This is a genomic window from Pseudoalteromonas sp. N1230-9 (assembly GCF_032716425.1).
In the GTDB taxonomy this organism is placed as follows: domain Bacteria; phylum Pseudomonadota; class Gammaproteobacteria; order Enterobacterales; family Alteromonadaceae; genus Pseudoalteromonas.
In genome coordinates this window covers 3,345,001-3,364,436 of record NZ_CP090419.1, presented here as the reverse complement: position 1 = coordinate 3,364,436, position 19,436 = coordinate 3,345,001, and the positions used below count along the sequence as shown (strand labels likewise).

Sequence of the window (19,436 nt, the reverse complement as noted above, 5' to 3'; positions counted from 1 at the left end):
TTATAAAGAAACAGTCAAAGCCTTGCTTTGAACTCCTACTCGTTAGAATCACTCTGTTTACAAAGTTTAATATATGTGCGCTTGTTGAATGAAAAATGAAAGGGTAGTATAAGCCAGCTATTAGGCAGTAAATTAAAATAAGAATTAAAGTTTATGGATCAACACTTACAACAAGTTAGACAATTTTTGAATGGCCTACCACATGCCAAATTGAGTGCATTTGTAGTGCTATTAGTTGTTGTTTATATAGCATTTTTGTCATCTAAGTTGTTTTGGTTGTTATGGCCTGAGCCTAATGCAAAAGTATTGCCTGCAAATCGAGTAAGTTTGAATACGACTCGCACAGATACTGTCAGTTCTCAACAAATTATTGATCAGCATTTATTTGGAAAAGTGATTGTTGACTCAAAAAAGCCTACCGCTAAGCAAACACATGTTATTAATAATGCCCCAGAAACACGGTTAAGTATCAACTTAACCGGCATTGTCGCAGTGAGCCAAGATGATCAAGCAGGTTTAGCAATTATTGAATCTCAAGGAAGACAAGAAACATATGTAGTCGATGATGCTATTCAAGGAACACGGGCTAAGTTAGCTCAAGTTTTGCCTGATCGGGTTATTTTAGATGTGAGTGGTCGTTTTGAAACATTGATGTTAGATGGCCTCGATTTCACTAAAACAGTCTCTATGCCTGTGTTGGCCGCAAAGGCGGAGCCCGAATTACAAGAAGGTCCTCAGCCTTTTGATACCGAAAGAGAAATAAACCCAACGGTAGATGAAGACATTAAAGAAGCGATTATTGAAACGCGCGAAGAAGTATTAAACGATCCTGGCAAACTATTCGACTATATTCGTGTATCGCAAGCGATGGTTGATGGTGAGCTTGTGGGTTATCGCTTAAGCCCTGGTAAAGATCCAGAGCTATTTAAGCAAATGGGATTAATGAATAATGATTTAGCTGTTGCTATAAATGGCTATCAATTAAATGATTTAAAACAGGCGATGTCGGCTATAAACGAATTACGCAATAGTACTGACGCAAGTATCACTATCGAGCGGGATGGTGAGCAAATTGATGTGCAATTTAGCCTGCAATAACTAGCTTTGGAGTTTTTATAAAATGGTTCACGCGCTACACCTCAAAAAAATTAAAAAAGGGTTAGCTAAATATGCAGCGCTTTTTTTGTTAACAGGATTATCGCTCTCAGTTTCGGCTGTAGAGTACGCTGCAAATTTTAAAGGAACAGATATTAATGAATTTATTAATATCGTTGGGAAAAACCTAAATAAAACAGTCATTATTGACCCTAATGTGCGCGGTAAAGTTAATGTGCGCAGTTATGAGTTAATGGATGAGAAGCTCTATTATCAATTTTTCTTAAATGTACTTGAAGTGTATGGTTATTCAGCGGTAGAAATGGATAACGGTATCATCAAAATTGAGAAAAGCTCTGACGCTAAAAAGTCTAATGTTCCTTTGATTACAGAAGATAATCAAGCAAGCGGCGACATGATGGTGACACGCGTTGTGCGTGTTAAAAATGTGAGCGTTCAAGAGTTAGGGCCATTAGTACGTCAATTTAGCGACCAAAAAGATGGTGGTCATGTAGCAAACTTTAATGCAGCTAACGTGATGATGCTTACTGGACATGCTGCATCAGTAAATCGTTTAGTTGAAATTATTCGCTCGGTTGACCAAGCTGGTGATAAGCGTGTTGATATCGTAAAGCTTAAATTTGCAACGGCGGACGATGTTGTTTCTGTTGTTGAAAATATTTATAAAGACAGTGGTAAGGGAAGTGTTCCTGAGTTTTTAATTCCTAAAGTGGTGGCAGACGGCCGAACCAATAGCGTGATTGTAAGTGGTGAAGCTCAAGCCCGAACTCGTGCAGTTGAGCTTATTAGTCGCTTAGATGGTGAATTAGAGAACCAAGGTAATACTAAGGTTATCTATTTAAATTATGCGAAAGCAGATGAGCTTGTAAAAGTTTTACAAGGTGTAAGTAAAACGCTTGCAGAAGATGCTCAAGGCGGCGCAACTAAAACTCGTACACGTAATCAAAACGAAACCAGTATAGAAGCTCATCCAGACTCAAATTCATTGGTTATTACTGCACAACCAGACACCATGCGTTCATTGGAACAAGTGATTGAGCGTCTTGATATACGCCGTGCTCAAGTGTTGGTTGAAGCAATTATTGTCGAAGTTTTTGAAGCTGATGGTATTAACTTTGGTCTGCAATGGATTTCAGAGCAAGGCGGGATGATGCAGTTTAATAATGGTACTACAGTGCCAGTGGGCTCATTGGCTGTTGCCGCCGAACAAGCGCGAGATAAAACAATTACAGATAACGTCATTGGCACTGAAACAAGTAATGTTACGCCAATCGAAAGAACTGTAGAAGGTGACTTAGGCCCACTTGCAACCTTACTTGGTGGTATTAATGGTTTAGCTATGGGTATTGTCAAAAACGACTGGGGCGCGATTATCCAAGCTGTGTCTTCTGATACCAATTCAAATATTCTTGCTACTCCGTCAGTAACCACTATGGATAACGAAGAAGCATCAATGATTGTTGGTCAAGAAGTGCCAATAATCACAGGGTCTCAAACAGGCTCAGATAACTCAAATCCTTTCCAAACAGTAGAACGTCAAGAAGTTGGTGTAAAGCTTAAAGTAACGCCACAAATTAACGATGGTTCAGCTGTACAGTTAACGATAGAGCAGGAAGTATCGAGTGTCAGTGGTGCAACAGCGGTTGATATTTCATTAGACAAGCGTGCAATTAAAACCACAGTGATGGCCGATGATGGTGGAATGGTTGTATTAGGCGGCTTGATTGACGAAAACGTTCAAGAAAGTGTGTCAAAAGTACCATTACTTGGTGACATTCCAGTACTTGGCCATTTATTCCGTTCAACCAGTACCAGCAAGCGTAAGCGTAATTTAATTGTATTTATTCGCCCTACAATCGTTCGTGATGGCATGAGTATGAATAAACTCAGTCATGTGAAATATAATTTCATTCGTGGTGAGCAGCATAAACAAAAAGAAGATGGGATTGATTTAATGCCATTGACAGAAATGCCAATCTTGCCAGAGTGGAATGATGCCTTAGTCTTGCCACCAACGTACGAAGAATATTTAAAACAACAAAACGCAGATGATCGCAAAGATGACTGATGCAATTACAGAGATTAATGACGAGCTAGTCCATAACGAGCCAACTGAGCACGGTGAGCTTTTAACAAGTGATGATCTTGTCAGTTTGCCAGCTAAACGTTTGCCATTTTCATATGCGCGTCGTGTTGGCGTATTACTTAGTAAAAATGCTGATAACTGGACGGTTTATTATCGTGGCGAACTAGATGTAAATGCTTTGCTTGAAGTGCGACGAATTGCAGGCCATAGCTTTACTTTAGAGCAACTGACAGATGATAAGTTTGAATTATTGCTTGAAGCATCTTATCAGCGAGATAGTTCTGAAACACAGCAAATGATGGAAGATATTGGCAATGAGGTTGATTTATTCTCATTAGCTGATGAATTGCCACAAACAGAAGATCTCCTTGCTGGTGATGACGATGCGCCAATCATCAAACTGATTAATGCCATGTTAAGTGAAGCGATCAAAGAAGGTGCGTCCGATATTCACATTGAAACTTTTGAGCAAGAATTAGTTATTCGTTTCAGGGTTGATGGAGTCTTAAAGGAAGTATTAAAACCAAATCGTAAACTTGCCTCTTTATTGGTGTCACGTATAAAGGTTATGGCTAAGCTCGATATTGCTGAAAAGCGTATCCCGCAAGATGGTCGTATTAGTTTACGTATTGCGGGTCGTGCTGTTGATGTGCGTGTATCAACCATGCCATCGAGTTTTGGTGAGCGTGTAGTACTGCGCCTACTAGATAAAAATAATGCCCGCCTAAATCTGGAAGATTTAGGCATGACAGAGCGTAACCGAGAGCTATTTGCAGATCTTATCAGTAAACCGCACGGTATCATCTTGGTAACAGGCCCGACAGGTTCTGGTAAAAGTACCACTTTATATGCAGGTATGAGTCAGATTAATTCGCGTGACCGCAATATTTTGACCGTAGAAGATCCGATTGAGTATGAGATCCCTGGTATTGGTCAGACTCAAGTAAATACGAAAGTAGATATGACCTTTGCCCGTGGCCTGCGGGCTATTCTTCGTCAGGATCCGGATGTTGTAATGGTTGGTGAAATCCGTGACCTTGAAACGGCCCAAATTGGTGTGCAAGCATCCCTAACGGGTCACTTAGTTATGTCGACACTGCATACTAATACGGCTGCCGGTGCAATTACCCGTATGGAAGACATGGGCGTAGAGCCTTTCTTGCTTTCATCATCACTATTGGGTGTACTGTCACAGCGTCTAGTGCGTACATTATGTAATAGCTGCAAAGAAGGACATGTTGCAGATGAGCGAGAATGTCAATTATTAGGTGTTAACCCATCTGAGCCCCCAACAATTTATCGCGCTGTGGGCTGTGAAGAGTGTAATTTCAATGGTTATCGTGGTCGTACAGGTATTCATGAACTGCTTGTTGTTGACGAGACAATCCGTGAGATGATTCACAGTGGCAAAGGCGAACAAAGTGTTGAAAAATATATTCGAACTCGTAGCCCAAGTATTCGCCAAGATGGTTGTAACCGCGTATTAGCAGGGCGAACGACACTGGAAGAAGTCTTACGTGTGACACGTGAGGAAGGTTAACCATGGCTGCATTTGAATACCGTGCCCTCGATGGCAAAGGAAAAGAGAAAAAAGGCATTCTTGAAGCCGATACGGTAAAGCAAATTCGCCAGACACTACGTGACCAAGGGTTAATGCCCTTAGAGGTTGTTGCGGCGGCAGAAGGTGAAAAGCAAGCTAAAGGAGCGAAAAAAACCTTATTTGGTAGCTTTTTTAAAGCAAAAATTTCGACTTCAGATTTAGCCTTAATCACTCGCCAACTAGCGACCTTAATTCAATCTGCATTGCCTGTTGAAGGGGCTGTAATGGCGGTGGCTGAGCAATGCGAAAAGCCCCGTTTAAAGCGCATGTTGATGTCGGTTCGTTCAAAGGTTGTAGAAGGATATACCCTCGCTGATGGAATGAGTGAGTTTCCACATGTGTTTGATGACCTATACCGTGCTATGGTAGCAGCAGGTGAGAAATCAGGTCATTTAGATCAGGTTTTAAATCGTTTAGCCGATTACACGGAACAACGCCAACATATGCGTAGTCAAATAACACAGGCAATGGTGTATCCAACCATTTTGGTGGTGTTTGCGATTGCCATTGTGTCTGTATTATTGGGGACTGTTGTTCCTAAAATATTAAAAACATTCGAAAAGTCTAAACAAGTATTACCTTGGACTACCGAATGGGTGATGGCTGCGAGTAACTTTGTACAGAACTATTGGTTTATTAGTTTAATCGTAATTACAGCTGTGTCTGTGGCTATCAAGCATGCTTTAAAGAAGCCAAAAATTCGCTTTTGGTTTGATGATAAAGTGCTGCACATGCCAGGTATAGGTAAGGTTGCACGTGGTGTTAATACTGCACGTTTCGCGCGAACTTTAAGTATTTTGTCGTCGAGTTCAGTACCATTACTTGAAGGTATGCGTATCTCAGGTGGGGTGTTGGTCAACGAAAAAATGAAGAAGTCAGTGCAAGATGCCGCAACTCGTGTCAGTGAGGGCGCAAGCCTTCGTGCTGCTTTACAGCAAACTAAGCTTTTCCCACCTATGATGCTTCATATGATCGCCAGTGGTGAAAAGTCCGGTGAGTTAGAACAAATGCTTGAACGTGCTGCTAACAATCAAGATCGAGAGTTTGAGAGTATGGTGAATGTCTCTTTAAAACTTTTGGAGCCAGCGATGATCGCATCAATGGCTGTTATTGTATTGTTTATCGTTATGGCAATACTCCAGCCTATTATGGCAATGAACAAGGCTGTTGGTCTTTAAATTAAGGAAGGTTAAAACGACGCATCATGAGGATGTGACGTTTTATAATAAATATTGAAGAAAATTAGAGGTATTTTGTGAATAAACAATCAGGTTTCTCTTTACTAGAAGTTATGGTGGTGCTGGTTATTATCGGTATGATTATGTCGATCGTAGCGCCAAATATTATGGGTCAGCAAGAAGAAGCTGCAATAGATAAAGCACATTTAGATATTCAGCAAATTGAGGACGCGCTGAGTCTTTATAAGCTTAAAAATAAAACCTATCCAACCACTGAGCAAGGTCTTGAAGCATTAGTGAATAAAACAAGCATCGAGCCTATTCCTCGCCGTTTTCCTGAAGGCGGTTTTATTGAAAAACTACCGGAAGATCCATGGGGAAATCCTTATCAGCTAATTAGCCCAGGAGAAATTGGTAAAGTTGATATTTTCTCAATGGGTCCAGATGGTGAAGCGGGTACTGATGATGATATCGGTAACTGGGACGAAGAAAAGCAATAATGTGTAAACTCAGCCAGATGTTTACTCAATCTACACATCAAGGCTTACTGTTATGGTAAGCCTTGGTCGTTTGCATTTGGCTCGAGGCGTAAAACACACAAAAGGTTTTAGCCTCATCGAAATACTAATGGTGCTGGTAGTGATCGGCTTTGTTACTAAAATGGTCGCCTATAGTTTTGATGGTGGTGCTGAAGAAGAGCTAGAAAAGCAAGCGCTAAGATTACACACCACAATCAATTTGGCATCAGAATTTGCCATATTGAATCAAGTTGAATTAGGTTTTCATTTAGATAAAAACGTGTTTGAGTTTCTCGTTTTTGATGGTGAAAAATGGGTCACCTTTGATCGCGAAAAGCTATTCGAACCGGTAGAAGTCGATAACCGTTTTAAACTAACCTTAAACCTTGAGGATTTGGCTTGGGCACAGGATAACTTATTAGAGCAATCTAATTGGCGTGAGCTTATGAGTGGCGGGGATGAAGATAGTTTACTTGAACTCAAAAAGTTAAAAATACCGCAAGTGCTTATTTTATCCTCGGGTGAAGTGAGTGCCTTTCAACTTACTTACGAACTTGAGAATGCGCGAGAGCCTATTTATTTTATTGAAGGTGAGTTTATGGCTCCGGTCCAATTTCGTAGGGAGCCTAAATAGTGATTAAAGCAGCTGGTTTTACATTACTTGAAGTGATGGTTGCCTTGGCTATATGCGCTATGGCAGGTATTGCAGCAATGCAGGCAACGGGTGAGCATATAAATCATCTCGCTACGATTGAAGAACAAACATATGCTTCATGGGTTGCTGAGAATGTGATGGTTGAGCAACGTGCTAAAGGCCGTGAGTGGCAGGGCAAAAACGGTACAAAAGGGACTGAAACACTCGCTGGTTATGAATGGTATTGGCGTCAAGATGTTGTACCTACTGCAGATAAAAGCTTTGTAAAAGTGACTATTAATATATTCACTGATGAAAAACTCGCGGATCCGGTTTATGAGTTGTCCACTTACTTAAACAAAGGTGATAAGTAGTGAAGCAACGCGGTTTTACCTTACTGGAAGTAATCATAGCCATGGGGATTCTAGCCTTTGTGGTTTTATCGACTCATCAAATTTTAGACTCAACCACAAAAGCAAAAGACGCGTCTGATGAAACAATTGCCGAGCTTAATGGTTTTCAAACAACATTTCGTTTAATGGACCAAGACTTCAGTCAAATGACGAAAAGACAAGTGCGTAATGAAGCTGGGGACTTTCAAGAAACCTATATTCTGACAGGACGGTATGTTTTGGATAGTCAGTATGATGGGATTGGGTTTGTACGCGATGGCTGGGTCAATCCCATTAACTTGTTGCCACGTTCAGAATTACAAGCCGTTGGCTACCGCGTTATTGACGATAAACTAGAGCGTGTATATCGCGTGTATGTTGATCAACTAGACAATATGGAGCCACGCTCACAAATACTGCTTGAAGATATCGAAGACTTAAAGTTTGAATTTCTTGATGACAAAAATGAGTGGCAAGAGCAATGGCAAATAAAAGCATTGCCTAAAGCAGTTGCTGTTACAATTCAGAAAATAGAACAAGAGCCTATTCGTCGCGTCTTTTTAGTGCCGGGCGAAGGCGGTGTTGAGAGTCAATCATGATGTCCTTAAAGCGTTCAAAAGGCGCAGCACTTGTTATTGTTCTATTTATTGTAGCACTTGCGGCCATGTTGGCAGTCGAAATGAGTGCAAATCTAATGGTGCAAGTACAGCGCAGCACAAACATCCAAGGTCACCAACAGGCTAAGTGGTATGCATTTGCCGCTGAGGAACTGGCTATTAAGGCGATAAACCAAGCCAAGAAAGATGATCCTGATAGTACGAATCTAGGGCAAGTTTGGGCACAGCAAGGCGGTGTTCCTTATCCTGTTGATAATGGCACCTTAAGTGGCACTATTACTGATTTACAAGCCTGTTTAAACCTCAATGCGCTGCATGCAAAACCGGTGCAACAAAGTGGTTCATCGAACACCACAAACCCTGCACACAAAGCATTACTAGCCCTACTTGAGAATATTGAAGATTTGCCTGCTGATGAATCAGAAGAAGCGATGGCTGATAGTGTATACGATTGGTTAGATGAAGACAGCATCACCTATCGTTCGGGAGCAGAAGAAGATGAGTATTTATCGCGTAAATATCCGTATATGACCGCAAATAGCTTATTTGCGTCTACCTCTGAATTACGCTTGGTTAAAGGGTTTAATCCTTTGGTTATGGAAAAAGTGCTGCCATTTGTATGTGTCATTCCAGGCAACGAGAGCTTGGCCATTAACGTTAATACCTTACCAACGGAAAGTGCAATTATTTTAAGTTCCTTGATAGACGGTTTAAGCCTGTCAGGTGCGCAAAGTGTTTTATCATCACGACCAGATAAAGGATTTGATGATATAGAAGAATTTTTTGAGGAAGTTAAGCAACAAGGCGGACAAAATGTGGATGCCGTGAAAGACTTGCTCACCATCAACAGTGAATATTTTAAACTACAGACGCAAGCTGAATTTGTTGAGCTGCGTTTTTCGATGACCACCTTACTGCATGCCAATAATGGTAAAGTAACGATACTGGCGCGAAAATTTGGAGGCGTACAGTGACAGAAATATTGTTGATCCGTACGGGTCGAACATTAACAGATAGCCTAAATTGGCTTATTTACTCACCTACAGAACAAGAAATCATTGCTAGCGGCGAAATAGCAGCAGCGACACAATTAGGTGAATTAGCAGAAAAAGCACAATCAAGAGAAGTGATAGTGCTACTGCCAAGCGATCAGGTACAACTGAAGACTGTTGAGCTCCCAACTAAGTGGAACCGTAAGTTAGAACAAGCCCTCCCTTACATGCTTGAAGAAGAGATAGCGTGTGATGTTGATGAGCTATTTATCGCAATTGCAGAGCCAACAATGGTTGGTGACAAGCATGCGATTAATATTGCCATGGCAGACAGAGAATGGTTTGAGCAATGGTTAGCCCAGTTTAACGAACATAATTTAGAAGTCTTTAAAATACTACCTGACGCATTACTATTACCAAGCTCAGATGAAACTAATCAACTGAGTGTGATTGAGCTAAATAAACAGTGGTTATGCAAATTAGGTAATTGGCACGTGGCAGTGGTTGAGTCTGATTGGTTAGAAGGTTATTTGACAGCTTTAAATAACCCTGATGTCATACATTACAGTCCTGCTGTAGGCTTTCCTGATACGGTTAATCTGATAGCTAAAACAGAGTCTTATGACCTTCCATTAGCATTGTTTGCTAAACAGCTACCTAATACCAGCTTTAACTTACGCCAAGGCATGTATCAGTTAAAGAAGAAGTCTGCTATTTGGTGGGGATACTGGAAAAAAGCCGCTATTGCAGCAGGTGTTGCGTTAGTGTGTAGTGTTGGCGTTAAGTCGCTAGAGCTTTATAAACTCAATAACCAAATAGAGCAAACAAAGACTCAAGTGGTATCTAACTACCAACGTGCGTTTCCCGATAAGAAAGTGCGACCGCAGTTAATACGTAGCCAGATCAGCAGTGAGCTGGCCTTGTTAGATGGTGGTAGTACAGCAGGTTTCTTAGATTTAACGAGTGATTTAGTATCGATTTTCGATGAAGTAAAAGATTTTTCGCCTGAAACACTTCGCTATGATCAACGACGAAATGAATTACGGATCCGTGCTAGAGGTAAAGACTTTCAGTCATTTGGTAAGGTGAAAGCAATTTTGGAGCAACGAGGTTTAACCGTTGATCAAGGATCGCTAAATAATGATGGCGACTTTGTTGTCGGAGAGATTAAATTGCGAGGTGCGGCATGAAAGAGCAACTAGTCAATTATTGGCGTTCTTTAAAAGAGCAAGAGCAACAACTTGTGATGATTGCCGGTGCTGTTTTTGTTATTTTTATATTAGTGATGGGTATTTTTAGACCCCTAAACAATGCAATAGAAAAAGCAGAGCAAGACAACATAAAGCAGCAAGAATTGCTTGCTTGGGTTGATGAGAGCATCATTAAGCTTAAAGCCAGTGGAAGTGCTCGTGTAACCAATGATCGCAGCTTAAGCCAAATAGTAAATAGTACGCGTAATCGCTATCAAATCACTATTAGTAAAATGCAACCAAACGATAACTCGCTTCGTTTGACAATTGACTCTGTTGAATTCAATAAATTAGTTGAATGGCTTGATGAACTTGTTAATTCTCAAGGAGTACTTATTGAGAATTTGGATTTAAGTAAAGATGATAAATCAGGCTTTGTTCGTGTAAGTCGGTTGGTATTAGAGAAGTAGACGATGAAGAAAACAATTTTATTAGTCGCCATTTTTTTACTGTGCTTTTTGGTCTTCACTATAGTGAAAACGCCGGCTGCTGTAGCGCTTGATTTAGCCGCTCCATACCTACCTAAACAATTACAACTAGGTAAAGCCAGCGGTTCATTATGGGATGGTCGTGTAATGCAAGCGCGTTTTGAAAATGAACAACTGAATAATGTGCGTTGGCAGATTTCGGGCTGGTCACTCTTTAGTGGCAAGCTCGTTGGTACAGTGCGCTTTGGTGATCCTAGAGACAAAGCTGATATCTCCGGTCGTGCTGACTTTTCATATGGTTTGTTTAACCAAGCCATAGATATCAAGAATGCAGTTTTAAGATTAACCGTTGAACGTGCAATGGCGCGTTTACAATTACCACTCCCTGTTAGTGCGCAAGGGCGTGTAATTGTTGACTTAGATGAGTACAGTTCGGGCCAACCGTACTGCGATACGTTAGCAGGTGAAATAACGAGTCCAAACATTGATGTCAAAGGATTAAATGGCTGGTTTAGTATTGGGCCTTTAAGTGGTCGTTTAAGCTGTAAGTCTGGTGATATCGCTGTATTAGTTGACCCTGAAAACCGCTTAGGTTTAGAAGCGGATGCAACGTTAAAAGCGAATTTAGACTTTAAGGTTGCAGGGTATATCAAACCAGAAGCAAGTCTTCCTAAAGAAGTACATGATGCAACTAAATTTCTTGGTCGCCCTGATAGTGAAGGTCGTTACCCATTAAATTTCTAATTTAGGTAAATAGTAGAAGTAATATGCAAATTCCTGAGTTTTCACCTGAGCAAAGAGTGTTATTAACACACTTTCTTTCAGAGCAAAAAAATGCCCTGTCTTTAGCGCAAACACAAGGCTACTTATTTGCTGTTATTTGTGCGCCAGAACCTCTTGATGTCCATCAGTGGCTCGAACAGGTTTGCCCAGGGTGTGATGGGCAAATGGATGAACAGGTGTTGTTTGCATTTATGGCATTGTATCAGCAGATCAGTGAGCAGGTTTTTGGAACTGGGTTTAGTTTGCCTGTCAGTTTGCAGGTCAATTCAAAACAGCAACAATATTTGGATATTCAAGAGTGCCAGCATTGGAGTCAAGGTTTCTTACTTGGAGCAAAAGACTATATTGCTAAATTATTAGCTGCGCCTTTGCTTAGTGAAGAGTTTAAAGCCGCACTAGATACCGCTCATCAAAGTTTAGGCTTTTTTAGCTTATCGCAATTAGATATTGCCGCAATTGCCAGTGAATATGAACTAACAGAGGGGCAGCTTTGTCAGCAACAATACGAGTTGATGGGGGAGTTTGCAGCGGGCTTTGCTGAGTTAATTGAGGTGGTTGCTATGAACAGTCAGCTGTACAATGATGAGGGGTGGAATTAGGCTAACTACCTAATTCCAAAATAATATCAGTACAACCATTTTTGCAGCGTACAACGCCTTTTCCTGGTTGGTCTGTTTGCAAATCAAGGGTAAGAACACCTTTGCAGGTTTCACAGTGTAGTGTTTGTCCCTTAGCTAATTTTTTTAGTAAGTTACGCTGCTTTGCAAATGAATCACTGGCTTTTTTATTCAGAGTCGAAAAATCCATCACTTATTTAGCCTTTCTTTCAATGCACTTGAAACAATGCTACATACATTCTCTAAACGCTCACCATAAAAGTAGATGTTGATATCTTTCTCTCTGCAATAGCGTAGGTGAAATACCTGCAACTTCTCATCGGTTATGAATGTTTCTTCGACGTATTCCAGCTCTGAAGCTGACAAATTTAGTTGTGACTTAATATTATTTTTTGCCATGTTTGCGGCAGGGCTTCTGTTGACTTTGCTAGCATTTGAAAGAAAGCCAATGCCATCACCGAGTAGTTTCTCTCTTGGCTCTTTGATCAACGGGTGATCAATAGTGAATAATGCTAAAATTATAAGCACTAAAATGAGAAATTTTTTCATAGCACAACAAACTTTGATCTGAATGAATAAGGTATGGTTGCAAGTTTAATAAAATGGCCAATTTAAAAGCAAGCAGATACGATGAAATAATTTAAGCAGACATATTCGTGATCAATCCCTGAAATTTTTTAGAGATTGAGTATAATGATTTTGATGAATTGGAAATTTCAGAAATCTTTGAACGTAATGAGATGCATTCTAATTTATTCACGGATTGTCTATATCTGTAAACTACAAACATAATGTTTGAGTATTTATTTCCTAGTGGCGTTGAGGAATTTTAATGGATAAACAAATTAAGGTTAAAAATATCCCAACGGAAGTAAAGATCCAGAAACCGGAAAACGCTTCCCTTGATGATAGATTTAACCCTCGCAACCGAATATACGTAAGAGCTGTTTCCGGTTTACATCAACTATTGAGACAGCGTATTGGCTTTATTGGCATGCTTGCTTTTATGTTGCTGCCTTGGATTAACTTTCAGGGTCAACAAGCGGTATTATTTGACCTTGTTGGTCAAAAATTTAATATTTTCGGTTTAACCCTATGGCCTCAAGACCTTACTATTTTAGCGTTTATCTTGATGTTAGCAGCGTTTGCTTTATTCCTAGTGACGACCTTTTACGGGCGAGTTTGGTGTGGATACACATGTCCACAAACGGTTTGGACATTTATTTTTATTTGGTTTGAAGAGAAGTTTGAAGGCACAGCTAATCAGCGAAAAAAACTCGATCAACGGCCAATGGATTTTGACAAGTTCTGGCGAAAAACCGCAAAACATAGTAGCTGGTGGCTATTCTCATTCTATACAGCTTTGACTTTTGTTGGTTATTTCACACCGATAAGAGACTTACTTCCTGACGTATTTACACTCGATGCAACGGCTTACTCCTATGGCTGTATTGCCTTATTTGCGGTATGTACTTATGGGAATGCAGGCTGGATGCGCGAAATTATGTGCTTACATATTTGTCCATATTCACGTTTCCAATCGGCTATGTTCGATAAAGATACTTTCACGGTGAGCTATGATGAAGCTCGTGGTGAAAACCGAGGCCCTCGCTCACGTAAACAAGACCCGAAAGAGTTGGGACTGGGTGACTGTATAGATTGTAACTTGTGTGTACAGGTATGCCCAACGGGTATAGATATTCGTAACGGTCTGCAGTATGAGTGTATTAACTGTGGTGCTTGTATTGATGCGTGTGATGGAGTTATGGATAAAATGAATTATCCAAGAGGACTCATTTCCTACACAACAGAACGTAACTTAGAAACACCTGAAAATAAAACACATGCTGTACGTCCTAAGTTGATAGGTTATATGGTAATTCTTGTTGTTTTAACAGGAGCACTGGTTGCAAATATTGCGATGCGCAAGCCGATGGAACTCGATATTATTCGTGACCGAAATCAACTTTATCGCGTTGACTTTAATGGCTTGGTAGAGAATACCTATACACTTAAAGTCATCAATAAAGCACAGTATGAGCAAACCTTTAATATTGCTGTAGAAGGGTTAGATAACTTTGAATATATAGGTAAACAAACATTTACTGTTCCTTCTGGGGAATCATACAATGTGCCTCTATCTTTAGTCGTCGACCCTTATGATTTGAAAAAGCCTATGACTAAGTTTGAGTTTGTACTTTCTGTCGATTCAGAGCCTGATGTGCAGATTTCACAGCCCAGCAACTTCTTTAAGGGACAATAATTAAGTACACTGAGCACATACAATAAAAAGCGGGGTTTTCCCGCTTTTTTTATATAATGGGACGTTATGAGTAAATTTAGTTTTGTCGACCTTACGCCAGATTCAATTTTAGACGCCGTAGAAAGTATCGGAATTTACGCAGAGTCAGGGCTATTGGCTTTAAATAGCTACGAAAATCGTGTTTATCAGTTTAAAGCTGAGGATGGTTATCGTTATGTTGTTAAGTTTTACAGGCCTGAACGCTGGACTAAGGAGCAAATACTTGAAGAACACGCTTTTGCGTTTGAACTCGCGGAAGCTGAAGTGCCTGTTGTTGCGCCGGTTTGTAGAGAAGGTGAGAGTCTCTTCGAACATAATGGATATTTGTTTGCATTATTCCCAAGCGTAGGAGGGCGGATTTTTGAAGTTGATAACTTAGATCAACTCGATGTCCTTGGGCGCTTAATAGGGCGGATGCATCAAACTGCAAAGGCACAATCCTTTTCTCATCGCCCTGAAATTAGCTGCGAAGAATATTTACAGACAGCGAAAGTTCATTTGCAAGCGAGTAACTTAGTGCCTATGGCCCTTGAAAATCCGTTTTATACTATTTTGGATTTGGTTATTAACGAGACGACGGCTCAGTATAAAAATGTTGAAACAATCCGCCTGCATGGTGATTGTCACGCTGGCAATATTCTTTGGTCAGGTGATGCACTTATGTTTGTAGACTTGGATGATAGTCGTCAAGGTCCAGCCATTCAAGATTTATGGATGATGTTAAGTGGCGATCGTAATAACCAACTGTTACAGTTAGATACCTTAGTTGCGGCGTACGAAGAGTTTTGTGATTTTGATCATAATCAGCTTAAACTCATCGAACCATTACGTGCCATGCGAATGGTGCATTATATGGGGTGGCTAGCAAAACGCTGGGATGATCCTGCATTTCCACGGAACTTTTCTTGGTTCGCAGAAGACAAATACTGGGAGCAACAAATACTGGCTCTAAAAGAACAGCTTGCGGCATTACAAGAAGCCCCGTTAAAATTATTACCATAAATTTTAAAAAGATAAGTAAAGACGAGAAAACAATGTTTAAAAAATTAAAGTTAAGTCTACTCATTCTATGTTTACCTTTTGCTGCATTTGCGGCTGACTTCGAAGCAGGTAACCAGTATGAAGTATTGAAAGTTGAAAAAAGTGCTACCCCGCAAGTGACAGAGTTTTTCTCTTTTTATTGCCCACACTGTTTTAAGTTTGAGCCAGTGGCTAAAGCACTGACCGCAGCGCTGCCAGAGGGTACTGAGTTTGTTAAAAACCACGTTAACTTTTTAGGTGGGGTGTCAAAACAAACACAAAGTAACCTAAGCTATGCTTACCTTATTGCTAAGCAACAAGGAAAGGGTGAGCAAGTAGCAGATCAAATTTTTCATAGCATCCATGTTCAACGTGCGCCACTACAAAATATTAAAGATGTGAAAGCATTACTTGCAACGAACGGTATTAGTAATGAAGTATTTGATGCTGAAATCGCAAGCATGCCAGTAATTAGTGCAGAAAAAGCGATGCAAGACAAACAAAATAAGTATTCACAAATCGGTGCACTAACAGGCGTACCAACATTTATTGTAAATGATAAATATAAAATAAACTTAAACACCATCAAGAGCCAAGAGCAGCTTGATGAGCTGGTTAAGTTTTTACTAGAACAATAATTTTGGAGTGTAGAAGTAATGATTAAGTTAGTTAAAGCCACCTTATTGGCGATGACATTAGGATTGGCAGCGAATGCAGCGGCTGCACAATATGAAGAAGGTAAGCATTACGAAGCATTTGATGCGCGCGCTTCTAAAAAGCCTGAAGTAAAAGAGTTTTTCTCATTTTATTGTCCGCATTGTAATAGCTTTGAATCAATCGTTGCACAGCTAAAGCCGCTTTTGAATGACGGTGTTGCTTTTAAAAAGAGCCATGTAGACTTTTCAGGACCTCGTGATCCAGAAATTCAATCTATGTTAGCCCAAGCTTATGCAACCGCGGCTGTGTTACCACAAAAAGATGCGTTAGTGGCTGCTGTTTTTAATCATATTCATGGTAAACGTGCACGAATCAATGAATTAGCAGATATGAAAGATATCTTCGTATCACAAGGCGTAACGGAAGCTGATTTTGATAAATACTACAATAGCTTTTCTGTACGTACGATGGCATCAAAAATGAAACGCGATCAAGAGTACTACAAACAAAAAGGCGCATTAAAAGGTGTACCAACATTCATTGTGAATGGTAAATATCGTTTAATTTTAGGTGCTGAGTCAGGTATCAGTGATGCAAAAGGTATGGCTGACCTTATCAACTATTTAGCTGATAAATAATATAAGCTAAATATATTAATAAGCTCCGCTCGCGGAGCTTTTTTATTGGTGAAGAACATGGAAAAAGTTTTAGTATCAAGCTGTTTATTGGGGAATCCTGTACGCTACGATGGCCAATCGCAAAACTTATTAGACCCTGGATTAGAATCACTCAAACAACAAAAAAGGTTAGTTTCCTTTTGTCCCGAAGTGGCTGGTGGTTTACCTATCCCAAGGCCGCCCGCTGAAATTAAAGAAGATCGAGTGTTAACGAAAGATGCTGAAGATGTCACTGCTGAATTTATCGCAGGAGCAGAACAAGCCTTAAAAATTTGCCAAAAGCATAAAATTCGTTTTGCTTTACTAAAAGAATCCAGTCCATCCTGCGGGCGTAACACTATCTATGATGGCAGCCATACAGGGCATAAGGTTATAGGGATGGGTTTAACCGCACGGTTATTACAAAGTAATAATATAGATGTGTTCAGTGAAGAGCAATTGCCAGCGCTATTTGCAGCACTGGCAGAAAACTGAACTTATTTACGTTGTAAAAATACACCAGACTCAATGTGATGCGTGTATGGAAATTGATCAAATATAGCAAAGCGTTTAACTTCGTGTGTTTTACTAAGGTGTTCAAGGTCGCGTTCAAGCGTATCTGGATTACATGATATATAGATAATATTGTCGTAATTGGCTACGAGATCACAGGTGAGTGTATCCATTCCTGCACGGGGTGGATCAACTAAAATACTCTGACAATTATAACTTTTCAGATCAATGCCTTCTAAGCGAGAAAACGTGCGTTCACCTTTCATAGCTTGCGTAAACTCTTCACTCGACATGCGAATGATATCTAAGTTATCCACTTTATTTTGTGCAATATTATATTGTGCAGAGTAAACAGATGATTTAGAAATTTCAGTTGCGAGTACACGATCAAACGAGTTCGCTAAAGCAATCGAGAAGTTACCATTACCACAGTATAGTTCGAGTAAATCATTCTCTAATGGCTCACAAAGTGCTTGTGCCCATTCAAGCATCTTAATATTTACTTTGGCATTTGGTTGGGTAAAGCTATTCTCTACTTGTTGATAAATAAGCTCTTTACCATTAACGTTTAGGCGCTCTACGACGTAGTCATTACCAATCACTTCTTTTTGTTTACGTGCGCGGCCAATAAAGTCGATGTTAAATTGTGTACTGAGTTTTGCTTTTAGTGCTTTAATTGCCTCTAACCATTCATCACATAAGGGCTTGTGATACAGCAAACTGACAAGAATCTCACCACTTAAAGTTGATAGGTAATCGATTTGAAATAATTTGCGGCGTAGGATTTCACACCCTTTTAAGTTTTCAATCATCGCCTGCATAACCTCACCGACTAAAGGCGCAGCAGGGTCAAAGCTCTCAACGCGAATTTTCTCTTTGGTTTGTTGATCAAACATAATATGAAATAGATCATCACCTTCATGCCACACGCGAAACTCAGCTCGTTGACGGTAGTGAATTGGATCAGAGCTAAATACTTCTAACTTTTCAACACCGAAACGTTGAAACTGTGAAAAGATGCGCTGCTCCTTTTCACTTAGTTGTGCATCATATTGAGTTGTATCAATTTTTATAACCGCCATGGCTGATTACCTTTTATCTCTTAGCTTTATATCGGCGCTATTGTAGGGGGCATAGAAGATTTGTCTAGTTTTGTTACTTATTTTTGGTGTTGTTTTTTTATACAGAAAACTTAAGTTTTCTAACTTTTAGCCGATAATGAGGTAATCATCACATGGAGTCGGATCATGAAAATTGGCAACCAAGGCTATATGCCTAATACAAACGTAAATAAGTACAATGGTAAGCAACCATTGCAGCAGCCTACAATTCAAAGTGCTCATGATAGCTATCAGCAAAGAGGGCGAGAGTTAGCTGCCAAAGTACTCGGCGATAAACTTGCCGCAGAGTTAGGATTACCTGTAGTAGAAGAAAAAAAAGATAAGCCCCTGTTTGACTTTGAAGCAATCGTTAAGAATGTACTTGATTTTGTTGGCGGCGCTATTCGCAAAGCAAAAGCGGATGGTGCAGATGACGAAAAGCTTAAAAGTATGTTAGGTGAAGCCCGAAAAGGCGTTCAAATGGGAGTTGATGAGGCTTATGAAGAGCTGAAAGATTCAAATCTACTAAATGATGATATTGAAGAAGGTATTGAGAAATCAAAAGAAGGTATCTTCAGTGGTATAGATCAACTTGAGGAAAGTCTTTTTAACCCTAAGCCAGCTTCTGTATCGGTAAGCCAAGCACAGTATGTAAGTTTACGAAATAATGCTGAGTATACATTCACGACAGCAGAAGGCGATGAAGTGAGTATCAGTTTTGCAGATGCGTATACTAGCCAATCTGCCAGTGCTTATAGTAAGCGTGGTGGAAATGAAGCATTTGTAAGTGAGTCATCACAATCTCGTGAGCTTTCATTTTCGATGTCAGTGAATGGTGAATTAAATGAACAAGAGCAAGAAGCAATTAATGCGCTTATGGAAGATTTACAAGGAGTGAGCGAGACCTTTTTTTCTGGTTCATTAGATGAAGCTTTTAAAGAGGCGCAGGAACTTAATTTAGGTAATGAGCAGCTTGT

The 19,436-nt window shown here is 40.1% G+C and carries 22 protein-coding genes (1 of these 22 running past the window's edge); 19 read left to right on the top strand and 3 right to left on the bottom strand.

Annotated elements, in window-relative coordinates; all coding sequences use genetic code 11:
* Positions 1-153: 153 nt before the first annotated feature.
* The 13 genes from gspC to LY624_RS15670 all read left to right on the top strand — a co-directional run bounded on the left by gspC (position 154) and on the right by LY624_RS15670 (position 12,193).
* Positions 154-1,098 carry a type II secretion system protein GspC gene (gene gspC / locus LY624_RS15730; RefSeq protein ID WP_341803436.1) on the top strand — a complete coding sequence of 315 codons (945 nt, stop codon included), beginning with the start codon at positions 154-156 and terminating at the stop codon, positions 1,096-1,098.
* A 22-nt stretch (positions 1,099-1,120) separates the two neighbouring features.
* Positions 1,121-3,184, top strand: coding sequence for a type II secretion system secretin GspD (gene gspD / locus LY624_RS15725; RefSeq protein WP_237120511.1), 2,064 nt, complete (start codon positions 1,121-1,123; stop codon positions 3,182-3,184).
* Positions 3,177-4,742, top strand: a complete 1,566-nt coding sequence (gspE, locus tag LY624_RS15720) for a type II secretion system ATPase GspE (protein ID WP_341803435.1) — start codon at positions 3,177-3,179, stop codon at positions 4,740-4,742. The genes gspD and gspE overlap by 8 nt, the downstream gene beginning before the upstream one ends.
* A gap of 2 nt (positions 4,743-4,744) precedes the next feature.
* Positions 4,745-5,980, top strand: a complete 1,236-nt coding sequence (gene gspF / locus LY624_RS15715; RefSeq protein WP_341803434.1) for a type II secretion system inner membrane protein GspF — start codon at positions 4,745-4,747, stop codon at positions 5,978-5,980.
* Positions 5,981-6,057: 77 nt separating this feature from the next.
* The gene (gspG, locus tag LY624_RS15710; protein ID WP_130149085.1) at positions 6,058-6,480 is read left to right on the top strand and encodes a type II secretion system major pseudopilin GspG; all 423 of its coding nucleotides are present in this window, start codon (positions 6,058-6,060) and stop codon (positions 6,478-6,480) included.
* Positions 6,481-6,532: 52 nt separating this feature from the next.
* Positions 6,533-7,132, top strand: a complete 600-nt coding sequence (locus tag LY624_RS15705) for a prepilin-type N-terminal cleavage/methylation domain-containing protein (protein WP_341803433.1) — start codon at positions 6,533-6,535, stop codon at positions 7,130-7,132.
* 35 nt (positions 7,133-7,167) lie between these two features.
* Complete coding sequence (gene gspI / locus LY624_RS15700; protein WP_445936744.1) at positions 7,168-7,506, top strand: type II secretion system minor pseudopilin GspI; 339 nt, start codon at positions 7,168-7,170, stop codon at positions 7,504-7,506.
* Entirely contained in the window at positions 7,506-8,123 is a 618-nt protein-coding gene (gspJ, locus tag LY624_RS15695) for a type II secretion system minor pseudopilin GspJ (RefSeq protein ID WP_193987922.1), read from the top strand. Before gspI ends, gspJ begins: the two co-directional genes overlap by 1 nt.
* Positions 8,123-9,115: a type II secretion system minor pseudopilin GspK gene (gene gspK, locus LY624_RS15690; protein ID WP_341804416.1), complete on the top strand. Its 993-nt coding sequence runs from the start codon at positions 8,123-8,125 to the stop codon at positions 9,113-9,115. Before gspJ ends, gspK begins: the two co-directional genes overlap by 1 nt.
* Complete coding sequence (gene gspL / locus LY624_RS15685) at positions 9,112-10,323, top strand: type II secretion system protein GspL (protein WP_341803432.1); 1,212 nt, start codon at positions 9,112-9,114, stop codon at positions 10,321-10,323. Before gspK ends, gspL begins: the two co-directional genes overlap by 4 nt.
* Entirely contained in the window at positions 10,320-10,793 is a 474-nt protein-coding gene (locus tag LY624_RS15680; RefSeq protein WP_341803431.1) for a type II secretion system protein M, read from the top strand. Before gspL ends, LY624_RS15680 begins: the two co-directional genes overlap by 4 nt.
* 3 nt (positions 10,794-10,796) lie before the next feature.
* Positions 10,797-11,555: a type II secretion system protein N gene (locus tag LY624_RS15675; protein WP_341803430.1), complete on the top strand. Its 759-nt coding sequence runs from the start codon at positions 10,797-10,799 to the stop codon at positions 11,553-11,555.
* Positions 11,556-11,578: 23 nt separating this feature from the next.
* Positions 11,579-12,193, top strand: a complete 615-nt coding sequence (locus tag LY624_RS15670; protein ID WP_130149091.1) for a UPF0149 family protein — start codon at positions 11,579-11,581, stop codon at positions 12,191-12,193.
* Between the two features lies 1 nt (position 12,194).
* Here LY624_RS15670 and LY624_RS15665 read toward each other — a convergent pair whose 3' ends face one another.
* Both LY624_RS15665 and LY624_RS15660 read right to left on the bottom strand, forming a co-directional pair.
* Entirely contained in the window at positions 12,195-12,401 is a 207-nt protein-coding gene (locus LY624_RS15665; RefSeq protein ID WP_130149103.1) for a hypothetical protein, read from the bottom strand.
* Positions 12,401-12,760, bottom strand: coding sequence for a hypothetical protein (locus tag LY624_RS15660; RefSeq protein WP_130149092.1), 360 nt, complete (start codon positions 12,758-12,760; stop codon positions 12,401-12,403). The genes LY624_RS15665 and LY624_RS15660 overlap by 1 nt, the downstream gene beginning before the upstream one ends.
* A 283-nt stretch (positions 12,761-13,043) precedes the next feature.
* On the opposite strand from LY624_RS15660, the gene ccoG reads away from it, so the two are divergent.
* The 5 genes from ccoG to LY624_RS15635 all read left to right on the top strand — a co-directional run bounded on the left by ccoG (position 13,044) and on the right by LY624_RS15635 (position 17,341).
* The gene (gene ccoG, locus LY624_RS15655) at positions 13,044-14,474 is read left to right on the top strand and encodes a cytochrome c oxidase accessory protein CcoG (RefSeq protein WP_237120516.1); all 1,431 of its coding nucleotides are present in this window, start codon (positions 13,044-13,046) and stop codon (positions 14,472-14,474) included.
* Positions 14,475-14,540: 66 nt separating this feature from the next.
* A complete protein-coding gene (locus LY624_RS15650; RefSeq protein ID WP_130149094.1) occupies positions 14,541-15,515 on the top strand; it encodes a serine/threonine protein kinase in 975 nt (324 codons plus the stop codon).
* Between the two features lie 32 nt (positions 15,516-15,547).
* Positions 15,548-16,171: a thiol:disulfide interchange protein DsbA/DsbL gene (locus tag LY624_RS15645; protein WP_130149095.1), complete on the top strand. Its 624-nt coding sequence runs from the start codon at positions 15,548-15,550 to the stop codon at positions 16,169-16,171.
* A gap of 18 nt (positions 16,172-16,189) precedes the next feature.
* Complete coding sequence (locus LY624_RS15640) at positions 16,190-16,828, top strand: thiol:disulfide interchange protein DsbA/DsbL (RefSeq protein ID WP_130149096.1); 639 nt, start codon at positions 16,190-16,192, stop codon at positions 16,826-16,828.
* 57 nt (positions 16,829-16,885) lie between these two features.
* Positions 16,886-17,341, top strand: a complete 456-nt coding sequence (locus LY624_RS15635; protein ID WP_237120520.1) for a DUF523 domain-containing protein — start codon at positions 16,886-16,888, stop codon at positions 17,339-17,341.
* A 2-nt stretch (positions 17,342-17,343) separates the two neighbouring features.
* Here LY624_RS15635 and trmA read toward each other — a convergent pair whose 3' ends face one another.
* Positions 17,344-18,441, bottom strand: coding sequence for a tRNA (uridine(54)-C5)-methyltransferase TrmA (gene trmA, locus LY624_RS15630; RefSeq protein WP_341803429.1), 1,098 nt, complete (start codon positions 18,439-18,441; stop codon positions 17,344-17,346).
* A gap of 165 nt (positions 18,442-18,606) precedes the next feature.
* Between trmA and LY624_RS15625 the strand changes: the two genes are divergently transcribed.
* Positions 18,607-19,436, top strand: partial view of a DUF5610 domain-containing protein gene (locus LY624_RS15625; protein WP_341803428.1) — the 5' portion only. It continues 292 nt past the right edge of the window; 830 of the gene's 1,122 nt are visible here — the first part of the coding sequence; the start codon lies at positions 18,607-18,609; the stop codon falls past the right edge of the window.